The 12,860-nt window shown below is 60.9% G+C and carries 15 protein-coding genes; 12 read left to right on the top strand and 3 right to left on the bottom strand.

The window, feature by feature from the left end; translation table 11 throughout:
- Nucleotides 1-18 precede the first annotated feature (18 nt).
- The 3 genes from DRB19_RS06150 to DRB19_RS06140 all read left to right on the top strand — a co-directional run bounded on the left by DRB19_RS06150 (nucleotide 19) and on the right by DRB19_RS06140 (nucleotide 2,733).
- Nucleotides 19-1,008, top strand: coding sequence for an NADP-dependent oxidoreductase (locus DRB19_RS06150; RefSeq protein ID WP_245439297.1), 990 nt, complete (start codon nucleotides 19-21; stop codon nucleotides 1,006-1,008).
- Nucleotides 1,009-1,299: 291 nt separating this feature from the next.
- Entirely contained in the window at nucleotides 1,300-1,644 is a 345-nt protein-coding gene (locus DRB19_RS06145; protein ID WP_114185152.1) for a DUF1476 domain-containing protein, read from the top strand.
- 369 nt (nucleotides 1,645-2,013) lie between these two features.
- Complete coding sequence (locus tag DRB19_RS06140; protein ID WP_114185151.1) at nucleotides 2,014-2,733, top strand: hypothetical protein; 720 nt, start codon at nucleotides 2,014-2,016, stop codon at nucleotides 2,731-2,733.
- 103 nt (nucleotides 2,734-2,836) lie between these two features.
- Here DRB19_RS06140 and DRB19_RS06135 read toward each other — a convergent pair whose 3' ends face one another.
- Nucleotides 2,837-3,772, bottom strand: coding sequence for a YeeE/YedE thiosulfate transporter family protein (locus tag DRB19_RS06135; RefSeq protein ID WP_114185150.1), 936 nt, complete (start codon nucleotides 3,770-3,772; stop codon nucleotides 2,837-2,839).
- A 689-nt stretch (nucleotides 3,773-4,461) separates the two neighbouring features.
- Here DRB19_RS06135 and DRB19_RS06130 point away from each other — a divergent pair.
- The 5 genes from DRB19_RS06130 (at nucleotide 4,462) to DRB19_RS06110 (ending at nucleotide 8,542) form a co-directional block, all read left to right on the top strand.
- Entirely contained in the window at nucleotides 4,462-4,758 is a 297-nt protein-coding gene (locus DRB19_RS06130) for a hypothetical protein (RefSeq protein WP_114185149.1), read from the top strand.
- 189 nt (nucleotides 4,759-4,947) lie between these two features.
- Nucleotides 4,948-6,180, top strand: a complete 1,233-nt coding sequence (locus DRB19_RS06125; RefSeq protein WP_114185214.1) for a bifunctional alpha/beta hydrolase/OsmC family protein — start codon at nucleotides 4,948-4,950, stop codon at nucleotides 6,178-6,180.
- A gap of 167 nt (nucleotides 6,181-6,347) precedes the next feature.
- Entirely contained in the window at nucleotides 6,348-6,485 is a 138-nt protein-coding gene (locus DRB19_RS06120; protein ID WP_114185148.1) for a DUF1127 domain-containing protein, read from the top strand.
- Nucleotides 6,486-6,567: 82 nt separating this feature from the next.
- Nucleotides 6,568-7,572 carry a thioredoxin-disulfide reductase gene (gene trxB / locus DRB19_RS06115; protein WP_114185147.1) on the top strand — a complete coding sequence of 335 codons (1,005 nt, stop codon included), beginning with the start codon at nucleotides 6,568-6,570 and terminating at the stop codon, nucleotides 7,570-7,572.
- Between the two features lie 76 nt (nucleotides 7,573-7,648).
- The gene (locus DRB19_RS06110; protein WP_162815603.1) at nucleotides 7,649-8,542 is read left to right on the top strand and encodes a sigma-70 family RNA polymerase sigma factor family protein; all 894 of its coding nucleotides are present in this window, start codon (nucleotides 7,649-7,651) and stop codon (nucleotides 8,540-8,542) included.
- Nucleotides 8,543-8,642: 100 nt separating this feature from the next.
- Here DRB19_RS06110 and pdxR read toward each other — a convergent pair whose 3' ends face one another.
- On the bottom strand, nucleotides 8,643-10,052 hold the full coding sequence (pdxR, locus tag DRB19_RS06105; RefSeq protein ID WP_114185145.1) for a MocR-like pyridoxine biosynthesis transcription factor PdxR: 1,410 nt from the start codon (nucleotides 10,050-10,052) through the stop codon (nucleotides 8,643-8,645).
- A 349-nt stretch (nucleotides 10,053-10,401) separates the two neighbouring features.
- On the opposite strand from pdxR, the gene DRB19_RS29785 reads away from it, so the two are divergent.
- The 3 genes from DRB19_RS29785 (at nucleotide 10,402) to DRB19_RS06095 (ending at nucleotide 11,334) form a co-directional block, all read left to right on the top strand.
- The gene (locus tag DRB19_RS29785) at nucleotides 10,402-10,665 is read left to right on the top strand and encodes a hypothetical protein (protein ID WP_147021672.1); all 264 of its coding nucleotides are present in this window, start codon (nucleotides 10,402-10,404) and stop codon (nucleotides 10,663-10,665) included.
- A 3-nt stretch (nucleotides 10,666-10,668) separates the two neighbouring features.
- Nucleotides 10,669-10,812, top strand: a complete 144-nt coding sequence (locus tag DRB19_RS29780; RefSeq protein ID WP_162815602.1) for a hypothetical protein — start codon at nucleotides 10,669-10,671, stop codon at nucleotides 10,810-10,812.
- Between the two features lie 306 nt (nucleotides 10,813-11,118).
- Nucleotides 11,119-11,334, top strand: a complete 216-nt coding sequence (locus DRB19_RS06095) for a dodecin (protein WP_114185143.1) — start codon at nucleotides 11,119-11,121, stop codon at nucleotides 11,332-11,334.
- A 71-nt stretch (nucleotides 11,335-11,405) separates the two neighbouring features.
- Here the strand turns inward: DRB19_RS06095 and DRB19_RS06090 are convergent, their stop codons facing one another.
- Complete coding sequence (locus DRB19_RS06090; protein WP_114185142.1) at nucleotides 11,406-12,041, bottom strand: TetR/AcrR family transcriptional regulator; 636 nt, start codon at nucleotides 12,039-12,041, stop codon at nucleotides 11,406-11,408.
- A 237-nt stretch (nucleotides 12,042-12,278) separates the two neighbouring features.
- On the opposite strand from DRB19_RS06090, the gene DRB19_RS06085 reads away from it, so the two are divergent.
- Entirely contained in the window at nucleotides 12,279-12,812 is a 534-nt protein-coding gene (locus DRB19_RS06085; protein ID WP_114185213.1) for a YkgB family protein, read from the top strand.
- Nucleotides 12,813-12,860: the final 48 nt, after the last annotated feature.

The following is a 12,860-nucleotide window of genomic DNA, read 5'->3' as shown; positions in this document are numbered from 1 at the left end:
CGATGCAAGGAGATTCCGATGAGCACCAACAGCATCAGCCATGACGCCCGTCAGGACCCAACACCGTCATCCATGATGGCCTGGCGTGTGCATGAGTTCGGGCCTCCAGAGACCATGCAGTTTGAGCGCGTTCCTGTGCCCATTCCCGGCCCAGGCGAGGTCCTTGTGAAAGGCCGCGCCGCCGGGGTCGGCCCATGGGACAGTTGGATCCGGGCGGGGAGGAGCGCCCTGCCGCAGCCCCTCCCCCTTACCTTGGGCTCTGATCTGTCAGGTGAAGTCCAGGCCGTCGGGCCAGATGTCGCTGATTGGCGTGTCGGCGATCAAGTCTATGGCGTCACGCACCCGCGGTTCATCGGCGCCTATGCCGAATATGCCCTGGCCTCCGCGGCGATGATTGCGAGGAAACCGACCTCGATTGCTTACGTCGAAGCAGCCTCCGTACCGGTCATCGCTGTGACGGCTTGGCAGGGACTGTTCGACCAGGCTCAGCTCGAGGCCGGCCAGACCGTTCTGATCCATGGGGCCGCCGGGAACGTCGGCGCCTATGCGGTGCAGATTGCCAGGCGTGCTGGCATCCGGATCATCGCGACGGCAGCCACGGAGGATCTCGCCTATATTCGTGAGCTCGGCGCAGACGCGGTGGTCGACTACCAGACCCAGCGCTTCGAGGACGTGGCTTTGAATGTCGACGCCGCCCTCGATCTCGTCGGTGGTGACACGCAACAGCGCTCGTTCCAGGTCCTGCGGCAGGGCGGCAAGCTGATTTCGGCCGTGTCCCAGCCGGATCAGGACTTGGCCAAGAGCCACGGCGTTGATGCGGCCTTCTTCCTGGTCAATGTCACGACCAAGCACCTGACGGAGATCGCAGGCCTGATTGACAGCGGCGAGCTGAGGACGCGGGTGGGAGCAGTCATCCCTCTTGCGGATGCCCATGAGGCTCATCTCATGTTGGACGGCATACGATCGGTGCCGAAGGGAAAGATCGTTCTGGCCGCGGACACCCGGTGAACAATCAAGGCCGACGGACCACGTGACTGAAACGCTAATTGCGAGAGCAGACGGTCGCGCCACACCCGAGTGGAATACAAAAATCAAGGTCCGCAAATGGGGCGGCGCCATGATGGTGGCGATGCGACGATCTCATTGCGCTCGCTACTCGGGTTGCGAGCTGCAGGACTCATGACAGGACGTGCAGCGCCTACAAGCAGGGCATACTGACAAAACCTGATGAAGTTGTCGCTTTGTCAAATGTCACCTTCATATTGAGCCCATGCCTTAGAAAATGAAACAGGTGCCGTGATGAATAGCGACGAGCAAGTCAAAGACATCTTCAGGTTCGATCCCGACAGGGTTCAGAGGTACAAAGTCGTCCTCCGGCGAAACCGGCTTTTCGGCTTCTGGGCTGGGGAGCAACTCGGCATGCTCAGCTGCGAGATGCTCGATTATATCGCCAGTGTCGTGCATGCCGACCTGGAGGAGCCCAGTGATCTGGATATTCTCCGAAAGGTCCACGGAGATCTGCTAGCGTTTGGCAAGATGATCAGTGAGGCGGATCTCCGTGCCAAACTCGCGGAGGTGCAGGAGCAGGCACGCCACGAAATGGGGGCACTATCACACAGACAGGATATCGAGTTCCAAGTGTAACTCGCCTGTCCTCCCCGTATCATCCAGCCTCTGTGTCGTTGCTTCGATGTCCTCAAGACAGCAAGATCACATCAACAAGCTTCAAGTATCCTTACGGCCGCTTGGAGGGCTGATTATGCGGGTTCGATGACCTGACCCGCTGTCTTTCTCGGCCAAAGCTGCCTCTAGTCGCTTGATGTGCCAGTACCCCAACGGGAACAAGTCCCGTTGCTGCCTTTATCCGCCGATAAACTGCGATCGTTGCGAATAGTTGGAGACACGACCTCAGCTAGCAACAGCGACGCAGGGATCAACTCGGCAGCTCATCTTTCATAATGTGGCCCGTGGTCCCTCTCACTTGGGAGCGAGAACGCTGGAAGGAGAGATGGGATGCATGACTTACTCGAGCGTGTCCTCGCCGCACACGGCGGATCGGATCGGTGGAGCACCTTCAACGAGGTCAGCACAACAGTGGTGACAGGAGGTGACTTCTGGGCGACGAAGGGTATCACCACCGACGACATTCGTCGCCGGGCAACAGCCGGGATACAGCGGGAATGGGCAACCCTTGCGCCGTTTGGCAATCCGGACTGGCAAATGACATTCCGCCCCAACCGGGTTGTGATTGAGGCCAGGGACAAATCGATTGTTGCTGAGAGAGACGATCCTAAGTCGGCATTTGCGGGTCATGGGCTTGAGACCCCATGGGACCCATTACACCTGGCCTATTTCAACGGCTATGCCCTTTGGACGTATCTCACGACTCCATTCCTTCTGGCGATGCCCGGCTTTCAGGTTGAGGAAGCCGAGCCCTGGCAGGAGGAAGATGAAACCTGGCGGGTCCTGCGCGCGACGTTTCCCTCCGAGATCGCCAGCCACTGCCGCGTGCAGGACTTCTATGTCGGCCCCGATTTTCTGCTCCGCCGTCACGACTATCAGGTGGACGTTTCCGGCGGCCTCCTTGCTGCGCAGTACATCTACGATGTCAGGGAGCTCGGGGGGTTCATGTTCCCCACCCGAAGACGCGCTCACCCGCGCCTCGCAAACCGCCAGCCGGACCACTCACGCACACTCGTGTCGATCGACCTCAGTGGATATGAGGTGACTTGAATTCATTTGGACTGATCGGGATCCTGGACTTAGAGCCACGGGAGCCTATTGCAGGTATCATACCCACTCACGGAATTCCCGTCTGACATGGAGGGGATGGTGGTCACCGCATTGCTAGGCGTGCAAGCCGGATCGCGAGATAGATCGCGCAGCACATGCTGGCAAATGCGAGCCAGGCATAGGGCCAGAGCAGCGGCATGCCGACCAGGATCAGCGCGTCGTTGCCGCCGGGGACCAGGGCACCGCCGGCCCCCATCAGCGTACCACCCGCAAGGCAACGCCCGACGCTTGCTGCGTTCGGCATGACGTGCCTGACCCGTCCTCCCGTCCAGCCACCGAGCAGCGCGCCTGCCAGCAGCGCGGCAAACAGCAGCAGTCTGGGTGCCAGGTCGGCTGTCATGCCGTGTGCCATCCCGGCGAGCGTCTCGGTATAGGTCCAACTCCCCACTGTCAGGGACGCCGTGAGAAAGGTGATTCCGATGATCGTTGTCGCAACATGCGGTGACCAGATATGGCCGAGCGGCGTGATGCCCTTGCGCCGGATCGCCCGGCCATGGGTGAACAGCCGAACGGCGATAAGCACAAGGCAGAGGATCGCGAGCCAGGCGGATGCCTCCAGCACGCTCGACGTTTCAGCCAATGGCGCAGGGGCAGGCAGGTGGAGAACCGCCAGGCTACCGAGAAAGAAGCCGACCGGCGTGGCGAGATAGGCCCACTCGCCCGAGCCGAGCCTCGCGATCGTGCCAATCGCGCAGGTGCGGTTGACGAAGGCACCGATGCCGAGCAGCATGCCGCCGGCAACGGTGGCGAAGCCGGCTGCATAACCGGCCGGCATCACCGGGAGTAGGCCGGCCGTATTCAGCAGCACGAGGCCGCCGCCGACCCAGAGCGATGCCTCGATCAATGCGCCTAGGCGCCCGAACCGCCGCTCAGCGACAATTTCTTCTATCGCAGCGACGGTGCAGGTCCCGCCGCGCTGGATCGCGAATCCCATGAGGCCGATCGCAGCTAAGGCGGTCAGGATGGAGAGGGTTGCCATCGGTCGACCGTCAGGCGGCATCCGCCGATGCAATCGGCATTGCGCAGGGTATCGCCACGCGGTCGAGCGAGGAACCGATCGGCTTGGGCGGGCTACTCATGTTGAGTGCCTTTCGTTCGGGAGGGTGCCGGACACCCGCTATGATCGACGATCTGGCATCGGAATTCGACCGTAATCGCCGGCTCTCCAGGCCAGCGCAAGATCCGTTCCTGATTATACGTGATGTCTCAGGAATTCCGGCACAGCCATGAGCTGTGCCAGACGGTGATCCACCTGAACCGCCGCGCCGTTGTGTGTTCAATTCACTGGGTCGGAGTGGCTCATCGGAGCAAGTTCTTCCCCCGACGGGTTCAGCCCCTGCGAGCGCAGCCCCTCACAGTGACGAACCAGAGCATGACGCCTTCCGGCAAGACAGGGGGTGACATCCTCATGCGGAACAGCTCTGTATCGATATGCCTATGCTTCCGGCTGGAACTACCTCTCTCCAGCTCAGTGCGGCTAGTTTATAGAAGTTCCTTCATGGCTCCATCCTCTCGTTCACGAAAAGTTTAATGCCTGAGTCTTGCAAAACGATACAGATCTGTATACTTACTTTTCTATCAATACAAATCGGTATCGATTGGGTGCAACTAAAGCACGGAACATACCGATGATCGGTCACCTCTCTGTCGAAAGCGGGAGAGCTCATCATGAAGTCAATTGTTACGCTCGATCGTCTGAACCGGAGTCTTCGCGCCGCCAGTGTCGCCGCCGCCGTGACGGGCTTTGCCGCAACGGCTCAGGCGCAGTCTCTGGCCTACAGCCAGCGCATGCCGCCATCCACCCAGTCGATAGAGGCGGATCGAAGCGGCCGCAGTTTCGCTCGGACTGGCGCGACCGTTCCCAATCCAGGCACCGCGAAAATCGGTCCTCAATCCGAGATCGAACGACAGGCCCAGACACTAAGCGCCAAGGCTATCCGAACGATTTGCATCGGGTGTCTGTAGGTCAGACGAGCGATGGATCATTACAGTGTCCAAAGCTCCCTGAGCGCAACGATTGCCGCTGTGCTCACGCTGATCGCTGCAATCATCCTGCTTTATCTACCGTTGTTTCTGCGCTGATGCGTTCTGGACAGCGGCCCCGTTCAACACCGACGCCGGGGTATGGGCTGGAGTCACAGCCGGCGCCAGGAGATCAAAATGCAAAGCGTTAAGGTAGAATTTCCCGGCTCAAGCGGTGATCCGCTTGCCGCCCGGCTCGAACTCCCGCTTGGCCTGATCCGGTCCTACGCGATCTTCGCCCATTGCTTCACCTGCTCGAAAGACCTCTTCGCCTCCCGGCGGATCGCGTCCGAACTCGCCATGCGGGGTATCGCGGTACTGCGGTTTGACTTCACCGGCCTTGGGGCGTCGGGCGGCGAGTTCGCCAACAGCAACTTCTCGTCGAATGTGGAGGACCTCCGGCGGGCCGCCCAGTACCTCGCCAGCCATTTCGGTCCCGCCGAACTCCTGATCGGCCACTCTCTCGGAGGCGCTGCTGTCCTGGCGGTGGCTGCGGACCTGCCTGAGGTGCGGGCGGTGGTGACGATCGGGGCTCCAGCTGATACGGAGCACGTGATCCACAACTTCCGCACGCATGTGCCCGCTATCGAAAGCCACGGCGAGGCCGAGGTGGAGCTCGCCGGACGTCGCTTCACGATCCAACGGCAGTTCCTCGACGACGTACGGGGGCAGCATCTCGAAGCCAAGATCCACAATCTCGGCCGGCCCCTGCTCGTCCTGCACACTCCTGGCGACGAGATCGTTGGGATCGAGAATGCAAGGCAAATCTTTGCGGCCGCCCGGCACCCGAAGAGCTTTCTCTCCCTGGACGGCGCCGACCATCTCCTGACCCGGCACGAGGATGCGACCTTCGTCGCCGAGGTCGTCAGCGCCTGGTTCGGCAAATATCTGCCCAAGCCGTCGCGTGCAGAGCCGGCTGCCGATCACGACGGCGTCCTTGTCCGTGCGTCGGGTGAAGGCCGCTTTCAGCAGGTCGTTGAGGCCGGGCGTCACCGCCTGCTGGCCGATGAGCCGGAGAGCTATGGCGGGTTGGACAGTGGCCCCAGTCCTTACGACTTCGTGGCGGCGGGGCTCGGCGCCTGCACCTCGATGACGCTTCAGCTGTATGCCGAGCGCAAGGGCTGGCAGCTTCCGCCGTTCACGGTCGAGGTGCGGCACGCCAAGGTTCATGCTGAAGACTGTGTCAACTGCGGAGAAGGACGCAACGGCAAGATCGATCAGTTCGAGCGCCGGATCACCTTCGAGACGGATCCCGGGCCTGCGGTGACGGAGAAGATCGCGGAGATCGCCGACAAGTGCCCAGTCCATCGGACGCTTGAGGCTCGCTCACATATCGTGACGAAGGTCAGAACCTCCAATTCCTGATGCCATGGCGCGAGGACACCGAGGTTGAGCACGAGGCGGATACGCTGCGATTAAGCAGGCGATGGTACAGTTCTTTCGCTCAGTCTTAGGCCTGTTTTGTGGTCCAGCGCGATGGCAGGATCGCCACCATCAGAAGCAATCATTGCTTCCGTTTTAGGAGAATTCCCATGCTCGTCGCTTTTCTTCTTTCCAGGATCCATGCCTATCAGCAGTACCGTGCGTCCGTCCGTGATCTGTCGCATTTCTCCGACCGTGAGCTAGATGACCTCGGGATCTCCCGATACGAGATCGATACCGCGGCGTAGAGTCTCGCATGCAGCAGCGGCTCCCGTGCCTTCCAACGGGTGCATTTATCTGACCTCATTTTATGATTGTTGAGATCACTCTATGACCACACATCGCACCGAGGTCCTGATCATCGGGGCCGGACCGGCCGGCTACACCGCCGCCATCTACGCGGCTCGGGCCAACCGCAAGCCGCTTCTTGTGACCGGCATTCAGCCGGGCGGCCAGCTCACCATCACGACGGATGTTGAGAACTACCCTGGGTTCGCGGCGCCTGTTCAAGGGCCATGGCTGATGGAGCAGATGCGGCAGCAGGCGGAGAATGTCGGCACCGCTCTGGTGTACGACACCATCACCTCCGTTGATCTCTCCAGGCGCCCGTTCCACGCCCAAGGGGACTCCGGCGACACGTACATCGCTGACGCCCTCATCATCGCAACAGGAGCCCAAGCTCGGTGGCTCAGATTGCCCTCGGAAGAGATCTTCAACGGGTACGGAGTCTCAGCTTGCGCGACCTGTGACGGCTTCTTCTATCGCAACAAAGAAGTTGTGGTGGTCGGTGGTGGTAACACAGCCGCCGAGGAAGCGCTCTACCTGTCGAACCTTGCGTCCAAGGTCACGATCATCCATCGCCGTGATCGCCTCCGGGCAGAGCCCATCCTTCAGGATCGTCTCCTGGCCAAGCCGAATGTCGAGGTGATTTGGAATCACGTCATCGACGAGGTCCTTGGCAAACAGGAGCCGATGAAGGCGGTGACCGGCGTTCGGATCCGTGACGTGAACACGGGCGTGACGAAAGCACTCTCCACGGATGGTCTTTTCGTCGCCATTGGCCATGATCCCGCGACCAAGCTGTTTCGTGGTCAGCTCGATATAGATGAGGCCGGCTACATCAAAGTTGGCTCCTGGTCGACGAAAACCTCCATTCCCGGGTGCATGGCGGCCGGCGATGTGATCGACCCGGTGTTCAGGCAGGCCATCAGCTCCGCCGGAATGGGGAGCATGGCGGCCCTGGAAGCCGATAAATTCCTGGCCGAGCATGCCCCTGATCCAGTCGTCCGCTCGATCGAACAGCGTGAAAAGCAGATGATTGGGGCGTGGGACTAGGGGCGCGCACGGATGAGCAACTGATCGTTTCGGCTTCTGGCAATAGCGGAAGCAATAGCTTGAGATGGGTAAGGCCATGACATCGCGTAAGGGCGCAACAGGGCAGTTCGACAGGCTGCGGCCCCAGCTGACACGCCTCGCTTACCAAATCGTCGGCTCGTTGAAGGAGGCCGAGAGTGTTGTGCACGAGGTATCGCGGAGATGGCAGCGCCTTAAGTCAGTCGAAATCCAGGCCCCGGCAGCCTACCTCCACCGCTTGGTGGTCACGCTTTGCCTTGAAACGCTGAAGTCTCGTCCCAAGCAGGGTGTTGCCCCAAAGCTGTCGAACTCCATCAATGGGTCGTATGATGGGGGCCTGGGGCTCGATGAGTTGACACTGTCATTCATGCTTGCTCTCGAGCAACGCTCGGCTCTGGAACGCACCACCTTCCTGCTCCACGATGTATTCGGCGTTCCGGTCGAGGAAGTCGCGGCTACGATTCATCGTGATCCCGCAGAAGTGCATGAACTCGCATCTCGAGCCCGGCGACAGGTGCGACGAGCCCACTCGCATGACCAAGCAGGTCGAGAGGACGGCGATCGCATCGCGCGGGCATTCTTCGCGGCATCAACGGCCGGTGACCTCGAGTCACTCCGCTCAATGCTGGCATTCGATGTAACCATGACGATGGATGTTGGTGGTGAGCCGCTTTCTTCTCCCGGTCTTATGGCTGGTCTTGACCGCGTCGTCTCCCTGTTAGGCGAATTCTATCGCCAATCAGCCGATCATCCATCCATATTCATTCGGCCTATCTGGTTCGAGGGAAGACCAGGCTATCTGAGCGTTGAGCGCGACGATATCCTGCAAGCCACCATGCTTGAGATCTTGGATGGACCAATTACAGCAATTTACATGACTGAGAATACGGACGAGTTCGCCAATAACGTGAAAATGACATGGGAAGACGAGTGTTCGAATACCCTTCATTGATGATATAGAAAGCGGCATCTCGATGTCTGATCTAGCCATTGATCTATGAGCAGACCTGAGATCCGCGAAAGGGCGTATAGCCATCATCGCATCAGTACATCTAGCTTGCTTGGACAAGTTCGAGGAGCTTACAGCAGTCTTTCCGCAGCGTCCGCTCGGAATAGTTCGTGGCCCCCAGCAGCAGACCTCGTTGCGCCGGCGCCGACAGGTACCAGGGTGATAGAGGCACGGGCGCCATGCCATATTGCAGGGCTCGTTCCGAGACTGCGACATCATCATAGTGATCAGGAAGGATGAGACGCACGGCAAAGCCGCCATGGGCATCCACACCATAGCCTGATGGCACCAGCTCGCGGAGCGTGTCGGCCAGCCTCTGCTGACGGGCGGCATAAAGGCGCTTCATCTTTCTCAGGTGACGCAGATAGTGTCCTTCGCGAATAAACTCGGCGACGGTGTGCTGGGCCGCGACATTGGGTGCGGGAGCAAGGCAGGCAGCTGTTTCCGCAAATGTCAGCGCCAGATCGGGTGGAACCACCATGAAGGCCAGACGCAGAGACGGGCTGATCGTCTTGCTGAACGTGCCGATATGCAGCACCCGGCCGGCGCGGTCGAAAGAGGCCAGTGCCGGCGCGGCCCGCCCCTGCAGCTGCAGTTCGCCCATATAGTCATCTTCAATGATGTAGGCGTTCTGGCGTGCGGCCCAATCGAGCAACGCTCTGCGCCGGGGAAGCGTCATGGTCATTCCGAGCGGGGCCTGCTGGCCCGGTGTGACAACAGCGAGTGCGGCGTGCTGCGAGATCGCCATGCCCTGCCGGACGTCAAGACCTTCTCCATCCACCGGCACCGGCACGATGGTCAAACCGGCGATCTCGAGCGCCCTCCGCGTTAGGGGGAATCCGGGATCCTCAAACCAGGTGTTGGCCCCCTCCAGCTTCAGGGCTCTCGCAGCGATGCCGAGGGCGACGGAAAATCCCCCCGTCACCAGCACCTGATCGGCCGTGCACTGCAGGCCGCGGGCAATCGCCAGGTACGAGGCGATCTCGTGCCGGAGCGTGGGAGCGCCCCGCGGATCCGGGTAGCTGACCGGCTGCAGGGCCGCCGTCCGGGCGTTCCGGAGCATCATGCGGGTCCAGAGCTTAAATGGGAAGGCATCCTGCGCGGGCACGCCCATCTGGAAGGTCGCAGGGCGAGTGCTGAAGTCTGGCCAAAAGTCGGGGAAGGGGTGACTGATCGACCGTGCCGGTGACGCAGGCGGGGCAATCGGAGCCTCTGAAACCCATGTGCCGCTGGCCCCGCGGGAAACGAGAAGCTGCTCATCAAGCAGGCGCTCATAGACGACCCGAACCGTGCCCCGCGACACCCCCATTTGAACCGCAAGGTCGCGCCAGGATGGCAACCGGGCGCCCTGGGTGAGGGTCCCCTGGTGGATGGCGTTGCGAAGGCCCGTGTAGATCTGGGAGGAGAGCGATGCTTTGGCGTCTCGATCGATGCTGAAAGGCAGTGGGCTCATTGGGTTCACCTCCCTTCACACAGGGCAGTGCCGACAGATCCAGCGACTGCAAAGGCGGCGGGGCATCCATGCCATCGATGGTTTCCTCGGCCACGTTATCGAGCAGCCTTCAATCAAGGACAGGAACATTGTGCCTGATTTTCAGGTCTCTGGCTGTAGGAAAATTTGTACGGACCATGCCACACGCACCACCTCGGCGCGTCCGATGGGACGATAGTGCACGCTTATCGCTCAGTCTTGGTTCTGTCTTGTAGCCCAGGCCAGCGGCAAGATCCTCCCCATCGCACTCGGCAAGAGCCGATTGCACCATCCCTCAGGCGCCGGCAACCCCGGCCCTATGGAGAGCAAGATGTTGAGAAAGCTTCTTTTGACCCTGCCCCTCCTCGTTATCCCAGGCGTAGCCCTGGCGGAAATGGGCGGTGGTACCGATCGCGACCGTGTCAATCTGCAGGTTGAAGCCATGATGCGCGATGGCCGCTGGGAGCGGGCCATTGCTGAAGGTCGTGCCAACAGGCAGGCGTTCGAGGCGTTGCGACAGACCCACGACCAGATCTCCAAGCCCGCCGCCAGATACACGGCATCTGATGTAGCTGGCTGGCGTGGCAGGGACTAGATCATGACATACGCCAAGCAGCATCTGTTGAACCAGCTCGAACATCCCCGCCAACACGGTATGCCGTCCCTCATCGCCGCGATGGTGGTCCTGCTCAACATCGTCGCGACGGCCTCAACGCTGGTGGCGATCGATCCTCTATTTTGATGGCCTGTTGAGGATGACCAAACCTGACGCCGGTGATGAGGTTTCGTGCGGGCTCGTGCGCAACCACACAGCGGGCCAAAGCACAGCCCAGTAATGACCAGCGTGCACGCGATGACCAAGGACGTGCAGTGAGGCAGTCTGTTATGATTTCGCGCATTGCATCGTTTGTCTTCGGCATCGTCGCACCTCCAGCCCTGATGGGTTGGCTGGTGTTCCTGCACTGACGTCGGCCGTCGTCGCCTGTCCGGATCGACAGATGGATGCGACACGCTAGATCCGGTTGGGTGGAACCAACGGGAGTGTCCGATGAGTGATCATGTCTACAAGGTGGTTGAGCTCGTAGGCTCCTCGGCCGACAGCATCGAGGATGCCATCCAGACGGCCATCAAACGGGCGGACCAGACACTCAGGAACCTGCGCTGGTTTGAGGTCGTCCAGACCCGAGGCCACGTTGAGAACGGTGAGGTTCGCCATTACCAGGTCGTGCTCAAGGCCGGGTTCACTCTCGAGGCAGGCGGGTAACGCCTTCTCCGGGAACCTTCTCTCCCATATCTGACTGCTCGTGATCGGCATTGGCTGATCACTGGCAAGCCTCAGGACGCCTGGGCTCGCCGGCTGGTGTCTTCTCTTCGGGCTGACGGTGCGAGAGGAGAGTGTTCGGCGCCCTCGCCTTCCGCGGCGAGCAGCTGGGCCGCCATGCGCTTGGCCTGCCGGGCGGGCTCGGCGGTGCGGGTCATTTGGGCCACGGCGGTCGCTCCCTCGTGCAGCACGTTGATCTCGGCTGCGATCCGCTTCGGCTCAGCAAACCGCGCCGCGTGAGCGAGTTCCTCGAAATACGCCAGCGTCAGGCGCTTGTGCAGCGCGGCCGCGCGGAACACCGGATTGGCGGTGTCCTTATGCTCCCCGGCCGCACTCACGAACGGGCAGCCGCGGAACCTCTCATCCCGGAACCAGGCCTCGAGGCAGTCGAACGTCGCCAGCAGGCGCCCGACCGGATCGCTCGTCCGCTGCTCGACAAAGGCCCGCATGGCATCACGGGCCTGCTCGTCCTGCCGCTCGAGAGCCGCCAAGATCAGATCCTCCTTGGTGTCGAAGTGCCGGTACAGGGTCGTCTTGGCAACCCCGGCCTCGGCAATGATCAGGTCGACGCCCGTCGCGGTATAGCCGTGCTGGTTGAACAGCCGGAGTGCAGTCTCGAGCAGGTGATCCCGGATTTCAGAACGGCGCATGACACCCTCACATACGTAACAGGTCTGTATCTTTATTTAGCGGCAAATTCGGATAAATACAAGTCTGTCGCGACATAACGGCAGAATTGCAAGTGAGTACATGCAGCTATGCTCACAGAAGCAGATTGCAAAACGATACAGGTCTGTATATTTACCTTGTATCCGATACAGATCGGTATCGTCAGTCCCCGGCAAGCCGGCGGATTGCCCGACACAACCATTCCAGAGGAAAAGATCGTGTCTCACATTCCCGTCCACACCGCCCCGGCGTATCCGCGCCTCCAGGCCCGCGCCGCTTTCCCCGTTGACCTGGTCGACCGCTACGGCCGGGCTGTCACCACCACCGGCCTCTATGCCTCGCTGGTCGTGGTGTATGCTTGGTTCGGCGGCATGAAGTTCACCGCCTATGAAGCGCAGGGCCTGACCGGCCTCGTCGGCAACAGCCCGCTTCTGAGCTGGGCCTATTTTCTTTTCAGCGAGCGGCTGTTTTCCGGCCTTCTCGGCATTCTTGAGCTCAGCATCGGCGCCCTGATCGCGGCCCGGCTCGGCAGCCCGAAGTACTCGCTTGTCGGCGGTCTGCTCTCGGCTGGGCTGTTCGTGACTACGCTCAGCTTCATGGTGACGACACCGGGTGTGTTCGAACCGGAGATGGGCTTTCCGGCGATCTCGGTCGCTCCCGGGCAGTTCCTGCTCAAGGACGTCGGTCTGCTCGCTGTCTCCCTCTGGATCGCTGTCGACTCGTTCGCGGCGCTCCGTTCCGCCCGTGCCTAGCCGAAGGACGAGGGCGGAGCTCCCTCGGCTCCGCCCCCTGACACTCCG

It is taken from the genome of Microvirga aerophila (assembly GCF_003332305.1).
GTDB lineage: Bacteria > Pseudomonadota > Alphaproteobacteria > Rhizobiales > Beijerinckiaceae > Microvirga > Microvirga aerophila.
Note: the sequence above shows the minus strand (reverse complement) of the source record. Positions and strands in the feature narration are given on the sequence as shown.